The following is a 512-nucleotide window of genomic DNA, read 5'->3' as shown; positions in this document are numbered from 1 at the left end:
ACTGAATTCTCAGATCAATTGCTAGAAGTGCGCTTAGCCAACGAAAAAATGCTAGGAGCATGGCTCAATGGCGACGTTGCACCACTCTTTGCCTTTGAACCAAGCGGGGATGATGAAAGCTGGCAATACATCGAAGCGTTTGACGTTTACGGGCAAATTCATCAACTTGATGTGTATCAGCTTCCTGACGTTCCCGTTCTAGTTGTCGATAACAACAGCTCTGCAGAGCTCAAAGCAGGCTTACAGGCGATGCAGGCAGAAATGAAAAAGCTGGGTCAGCCAGCTCTAATTCAGCCTTATTATTCAGAGAGTCAAAAACAATCTTCACCAATGCTACAAAGCGCAGCGACAAGTGATGTCGCTCCGATTCAAACAACTCAACTGAAGAAAATTCGCTTAGCGGATGACAAAGAACCGTGGATCTCTGGCAAAGCAGAGGTTTACGCCATCGTGACAGGTGTCAATCCAAGCCGCGACGAGCCGACAATTGATCTGGTAGAACTTCCTTACTT

At 46.7% G+C, this 512-nt stretch carries 1 protein-coding gene; it reads left to right on the top strand.

Annotated features, from left to right (window positions below):
- Positions 1-512: DUF3103 family protein (locus R7040_RS30115; protein WP_318098144.1), on the top strand; the 512-nt coding region annotated here is incomplete at both ends.

The organism is Vibrio sp. 1069, from assembly GCF_033340555.1.
The sequence above is the reverse complement of the archived record's forward strand: the minus strand, read 5'-3'. Positions and strand labels throughout refer to the sequence as shown.